The sequence below is a fragment of the Mesorhizobium sp. M7A.F.Ca.CA.001.08.2.1 genome, from assembly GCF_003998455.1.
Classification (GTDB): Bacteria; Pseudomonadota; Alphaproteobacteria; order Rhizobiales; family Rhizobiaceae; genus Mesorhizobium; species Mesorhizobium ciceri.
Genome location: NZ_RZPW01000414.1, coordinates 1 through 5,515, shown reverse-complemented (window position 1 = coordinate 5,515; position 5,515 = coordinate 1). Strand labels below are relative to the sequence as shown.

Below are 5,515 nucleotides of genomic sequence, written 5' to 3'. Positions count from 1 at the left end.
GGCCAGCGATCCGCACGCCTTCACCGGCAAGCGGCAAGCCGTAGCCCAGAGCGACCGCGCCGAGCATGGCGACCCCAAGCGCACTGCCAAGCGAACGCAGGAATGTCAGCACGCCCGTCGCGACGCCGAGATGCACGCGATCGACGGCGTTCTGGACCGACACGGTGGTGACCGGAAACGTCGTTCCGGTTCCAAACCCGATGCAAATCGTCAAGACCTCGACCTCCAGCAGCGTTGCATATCCTGCGACGACGGCCAGCAGGCAGAGGCACAGCATGCTGAAGACGACGCCCACCATCGCAATGCGCTTGTAGTGGGTGAAATGCGGGATCATACGCCCGCTGAATGCCGCGCCGCCGACGGTCCCCAGCAGAAGCCCAAGCATCGCGATGCCCGACTCCGCTGCCGACAGGCCGAGCACCGCCTGAAGATAGACGGGCAGGTACACAGCCATGCCGACGCTTGCGGCCTGAAGCAGGAACATCGAAAGCGTGCCCGCCAAAACGATTGGATTGCCAAGCACTTCGAGTGAGATGAGCGGCTCGACGGCGCGCATGAGCCGCAAGGCAAAAGCGCTCCAGAAAATCGCCGAACCGCAGAGAACGCCGATGACTTCAAGCGAAGTCCAGGGATAGGCGCTGCCGCCCCAGTTCAAGGCGAGCAGCAGCAGCGCCGTGGCAATTATCAGAAGCAGCGCGCCCAGGCCGTCGATGCGATGGCGCTTTGCGGCAATGGGCAGTTTCTTGAGCGGCTTGTTGATGATCGCCATCGCAAGAAAACCAAGCGGAATGTTGATCCAGAAGATCAGTGACCAGTGCAGGTGCTCTGCGAAAGTGCCGCCGAGCAACGGACCGGCAATGCTGGCGACAGCCCATGTGCCGGAGAACCAGGCGGCATAGCGTGCCCGCTCGCGCGGCGGCACGAGATCCCCGACGACGGTCTGCGTCAAAGCGAACAGGCCGCCGCCACCGGCGCCCTGGATCGCCCGCCCGACAACCAGCACAAACATGTTGGGAGCCATCGCACTGACCACCGATCCCGCCAAAAAGATCAGGATCGCGGCATAGACGGTCGGCCGGCGGCCGTAGACATCGGAAATCTTGCCGTAGAGCGGAGCCACGGCTGTAGCGGTCAGGAGATAACCGGTGACGATCCATGGCAGATAGTGTGCGTTTCCGAGCGCATGCCCGATGGTCGGCATGGCCGGCGCGACAATGGTCTGATCGAGTGCCGCCAACAGCATCGACAACAGCACGCCGCCGATGATGGCGTTCTTTTCGCGCTCTGTTATCGGCGTGCCGGTTTCCGCCATCGTTTTCTCATCGACAGCCTGGTCCATGATCGTTCATCCATAAGCTTGCGATTTGACCGGCGCTGTTCAGCCGCTCCGGCTTCATGACCGTTTGGATCGCATTGGTGTTTTAAGCTCGTCTGGCGAGCCTGATATGTCGTCCCATATAGGCCGGTTTCGACGGCGGCTCGAAAGTTTTTCGAATCTGGCACTACGCTTCGGTGAATTTGGCTTCAGTTCGGGTGCGTTCAGGCCGGCGGCAGTCGTCCGTTGCCGATGCGCTCCATGCGGTAGCGCAGCAGCCGCAAGATGCGGCTTTCGAAATTGACGCTTTCGACGCGGTCGAACTGAAGCTGGGCGCGGTCGTGCCTGGCCAGAACAGCCGCGGTGATCGCGGCCGCCTTGGCCTTGGCGGCGTCGCAGTTCTTTTGCGGGTAGGTGGCTTTCAAGGCCTCTTCGAGTTTGCCGCCATGGTTCTTGGCGATTTCGACATGGCGCTCCTCATGGCGCTTGATGTCGGCCGACAGCGTATCCCAGAACAGCCTGACATCGGCATCGGCCTTGCGCGGCCGGCGCCACTCGGGAAGGATCACCTTCACCTTGACGGTCACCACCGCGTCGGCAATCCGGCAGGAACTCGGTGTCTGCGCATAGCTGATACGGGTGGTGAAGGCCATTTGCGTAGCGCCCGGGTGCCGCGTGCCGGTGCTTTTCACCTCCGGCCCGCGTTTGGAGAGTTGTGCCTCGATGTCGTCGAGGGTGCTGCCGCCAATGGCGAAATAGCTGTACGTCTTGACGAGATTGGCCGCCGCCGCCGGGTGCGACGTTATGGCGAGCAGCAGCGCGCAAGCCAAGGATTGTTTCACGCCCAAGGACTGTTTTTTCATGCCAAGCATGGATCGTTTCATCATGTTGCCTCTTTGACCACCTTGCTTTACGGCCGTTTCCGGCGCAATGAAATTGATCCGCCAGGGATCACACATGATTGATGAACTCCATGGTCGATGAGCAATGACGGCCAGGCGATGGCAGTTGGCGCATGGACGCCATCTCGACCTTGGCGGCAAGGCCGTGGTCGTCGGCATCCTCAATGTCACGCCCGACAGCTTTTCCGACGGCGGCCAGTTCGACGCCCCTGAAAAGGCGCTGGCCCAGGCGCGCCGCATGATCGGGGAAGGGGCACTGGTTGTCGATGTCGGGGGAGAATCGACGCGCCCAGGTGCTGCCGCGGTATCGGCCAGCCAGGAACAGGCCCGCATCCTGCCGGTGATCGAAGCGCTGGCGGGCGTGAACGAGGTGCTGATTTCGGTCGATACCTATCGCGCCGACACGGCGCGGCTGGCGGTCGCCGCCGGCGCGCATATCGTCAACGATGTCTGGGGTTTGCAGCGCGAGCCCGATATTGCTCGTGTCGCCGCCGATACCGGTGCCGGGCTTGTCATCATGCATACCGGGCGGGATCGCCAGAAGCTGCCGGACGCGATTGCCGATCAGTTGGCATTCCTGCGAAGGTCGCTGGAAATCGCCCGCCAGACCGGCATCGCCGATGATCACATCGTGCTCGATCCCGGTTTCGGATTCGCCAAGGAGACGGCGGAGGAAAATCTCGACCTGATGGCACGCTTTTCGGAATTGCATGCACTCGGCCTGCCGCTGATGGCCGGCACGTCGCGAAAACGCTTCATCGGCACGGTCACCGGCCGTGATGCCGCCGACAGAGGGGTCGGAACAGCGGCGACCAGCGTCATTTTGAGGCTCCAGGGCGCCGATCTGTTTCGCGTCCACGATGTCGCATTCAACGTGGACGCATTGGCGCTCGCCGATGCTATGCTGGCGCGTCAAACCGACCGGGCGAGAAACTGATCGATGTATGTCATCCGCATGAAGAACTGCGCTTTCTTTGCCCGGCACGGCGTGCTGGACGAGGAGGAACGGCTCGGCCAGCGCTTCTATGTCGATGCCGTTCTGACCGTTGATCCAGGCCGGGCGCTTGCCGAAGATTCGATCGAGGATACAGTCCACTACGGCGTTGCATTCAGCGTCATTGAAAAGATCATCACCGGGCAGCGCCGTTTTCTGATCGAGTCGCTGGCGCTCGAAGTGGCCCGTGCGCTGACGGCGCGTTTTCCGCAGATAAAGAAAGCCGAGATCACGGTGCGCAAGCCGAACGCACCAGTGCCCGGCGTGCTCGATTATGTCGAGGTGACCGTTGTCTGGCCCGAATAGTACCGTTTATCTCAGCCTTGGCGGCAATCTTGGCGATCCGGCGAAATCCATGAGCGCGGCGCTGCGCATGCTGGATGCCGACGCGGATACGCGTGTCACCGGCGTCTCCTCGCTTTATCGCACACCGCCCTGGGGCAAGCTCGATCAGCCGGATTTTCTCAATGCGGCCGCCGAAATTTCCACCGTGCTTGCACCGCGTGCCTTGCTCGACCTCTGCCTCGATGCGGAGCGCAAGCTGAAGCGGGTGCGCGAGGAGCGGTGGGGGCCGCGGCTGATCGACATCGACATTCTGGTGTTCGGCGACCGCGTCATCCACGAGACCGGGCTGGAGGTGCCGCATCCGCGCATGCTGGAGCGCGCCTTCGTGCTGGCGCCGCTGGCCGAGATCGCGCCCGGCCTGGTTGTCAGCGGTCGCAGCATCACCGATCGCCTGGTCGCCGTCGATACCTCAGGCATCGAGCGATTGTCGTCCGGCCGGGATTGGTGGCTGGCCTAGGTGCGTTGATATTCAGGTGATACCGGCCTGCAAACGGCGCAGCGAGGCCTCTAACCCGAGAAGCCGCCACCATCCAGGAACGTCTGCTCCTGCGAGGTGGTTTCGCGGCCAAGCATCTTGTTTCGATGCGGAAAACGGCCGAATTGCTCAATGATATCACGATGTTCGACAGCATACTTCAGATAGGGCTCGGCTCTGGCCTCCGTCAGCTCGACCGAAATATCCTGGTCGGCCAGTAGCTCCGAATGCTCATAAGGCAGGTAGAGGAAAACGCGGAGTTCTTCCTCGAGTGCCAGGTCATGACCAGCCGCGATCGCCTTCTCTGCGAAATATCTGGCGAGCGGATCGGTCGCGTACATATGGCCGGTGCCGCGAAAGCAGTTCCGCGGAAACTGGTCGAGCAGGATCATCAGCGCCAGCGCGCCTTCGGCATGTTCCAGCCAGTCGTCGCATTCACGCCGCGCGGCGGCGTAGTGCAGGTCGAGAAAGCGGTCGCGGAACTCGGCATCGAATGCTTCGTTCTTCTCGAACCAGGCATCCTCGCCGGCATCGCGCCAGAATTTGGTGACCGACAGGGCTCTGCTGTCCAATTCCATACCTGATTCCTTGCTCAATCGGCGGGTTCGGACTTGTGCAGCACACCCGCGGTCTCTTCGTTGAGTGCCTGACCAGGCCGGCGCGGCGTCGAGAGCGGTGTCGGAATCGGCGTGCCGATATTGCCTCTCAGGAAGCGCTGTCCGGCGCGAATGCCTTCGGCGAGCTGGGTTTCGAAGCGGTCGGTGTCGCGGCGCCTGACATCTTCGATCGTTTCAGCCACGTCTTCGGGATCGACGCCCAGAGATTCCAGGGCCGAGCCGCCGAAAACAAGTGCGGATTCGAAGGTTTCGCGAAGTTGGTAGTCGACGCCGGCACGTATGAGCTGCAGCGCCGTTCCACGGTCGAATGCGCGGGCCAGCACGGTGAGCAGTGGGAATTCGGCCTTGATCAGCTGGGCGATGCGAACAGCCACATCGGCCTTGTCGACGCAGATCAGCACGGCGCGCGCCCGGCCGGCACCGGCGGCATGCAGGATGTCCAGCCGCGTGCCGTCGCCATAGTAGACCTTGAAGCCGAAATCGGCCGCCGCCTGGATCATTTCGACGTCATTGTCGATGATCGAGACGTCGATGCCGCGCAGCAACAGCGGCTGGCTGGCGATCTGGCCGAAGCGGCCGAAGCCGATGATCAGCACGCTGCCGGTCAGGCCATCGGCGACGTCGACGCCGTCGAGCGACTGCTCGTCGCGCGGCGTCAGATAGCGCAAGGCGATGATGGCCAGCGGCGTCAGCACCATGGAGATGATGACGATCGCCGTCAGCGTCGCATTGGCGTTGCCGTCGATGATGCCGACCGCCGCGGCCGCCGAATAAAGGACAAAGGCGAACTCACCGCCTTGCGCCATGAAGACCGCGCGCTCAAGCGCCTCGCGGTGGCTGGTTTTCAGGATGCGGGCGACGATGTAG

General features: G+C 62.5%; 7 protein-coding genes. 3 read left to right on the top strand and 4 right to left on the bottom strand.

Annotated elements, in window-relative coordinates:
• The coding region (locus EN914_RS22350; protein ID WP_127389263.1) for an MDR family MFS transporter at positions 1 to 1,339 on the bottom strand (1,339 nt) is incomplete at its 3' end.
• Positions 1,340 to 1,539: 200 nt separating this feature from the next.
• Positions 1,540 to 2,199 carry a DUF922 domain-containing Zn-dependent protease gene (locus EN914_RS22345; protein WP_127389264.1) on the bottom strand — a complete coding sequence of 220 codons (660 nt, stop codon included), beginning with the start codon at positions 2,197 to 2,199 and terminating at the stop codon, positions 1,540 to 1,542.
• A 103-nt stretch (positions 2,200 to 2,302) separates the two neighbouring features.
• Here EN914_RS22345 and folP point away from each other — a divergent pair, with 103 nt between their 5' ends.
• From folP to folK, 3 genes are read left to right on the top strand one after another with little or no spacing between them, the layout of a single operon-like run.
• The gene (folP, locus tag EN914_RS22340) at positions 2,303 to 3,154 is read left to right on the top strand and encodes a dihydropteroate synthase (protein ID WP_013531874.1); all 852 of its coding nucleotides are present in this window, start codon (positions 2,303 to 2,305) and stop codon (positions 3,152 to 3,154) included.
• Positions 3,155 to 3,157: 3 nt separating this feature from the next.
• Positions 3,158 to 3,517, top strand: a complete 360-nt coding sequence (gene folB, locus EN914_RS22335) for a dihydroneopterin aldolase (RefSeq protein ID WP_013531873.1) — start codon at positions 3,158 to 3,160, stop codon at positions 3,515 to 3,517.
• On the top strand, positions 3,501 to 4,013 hold the full coding sequence (folK, locus tag EN914_RS22330) for a 2-amino-4-hydroxy-6-hydroxymethyldihydropteridine diphosphokinase (RefSeq protein ID WP_013531872.1): 513 nt from the start codon (positions 3,501 to 3,503) through the stop codon (positions 4,011 to 4,013). Before folB ends, folK begins: the two co-directional genes overlap by 17 nt.
• Positions 4,014 to 4,063: 50 nt before the next feature.
• On the opposite strand, the gene EN914_RS22325 is transcribed toward folK, so the two are convergent.
• Entirely contained in the window at positions 4,064 to 4,609 is a 546-nt protein-coding gene (locus EN914_RS22325) for a DUF924 family protein (protein ID WP_024503540.1), read from the bottom strand.
• Positions 4,610 to 4,623: 14 nt separating this feature from the next.
• On the bottom strand, positions 4,624 to 5,515 hold an 892-nt coding region (locus EN914_RS22320), incomplete at its 5' end, for an NAD-binding protein (protein WP_206527222.1).

What these genes read in the sequence shown, in the direction of transcription:
- folB (WP_013531873.1), top strand. Translation starts at nt 3,158, where the DNA reads ATGTATGTCATCCGCATGAAGAACTGCGCTTTCTTTGCCCGGCACGGC.
- EN914_RS22345 (WP_127389264.1), bottom strand. Translation starts at nt 2,199, where the DNA reads ATGAAACGATCCATGCTTGGCATGAAAAAACAGTCCTTGGGCGTGAAA.
- folP (WP_013531874.1), top strand. Translation starts at nt 2,303, where the DNA reads ATGACGGCCAGGCGATGGCAGTTGGCGCATGGACGCCATCTCGACCTT.
- EN914_RS22325 (WP_024503540.1), bottom strand. Translation starts at nt 4,609, where the DNA reads ATGGAATTGGACAGCAGAGCCCTGTCGGTCACCAAATTCTGGCGCGAT.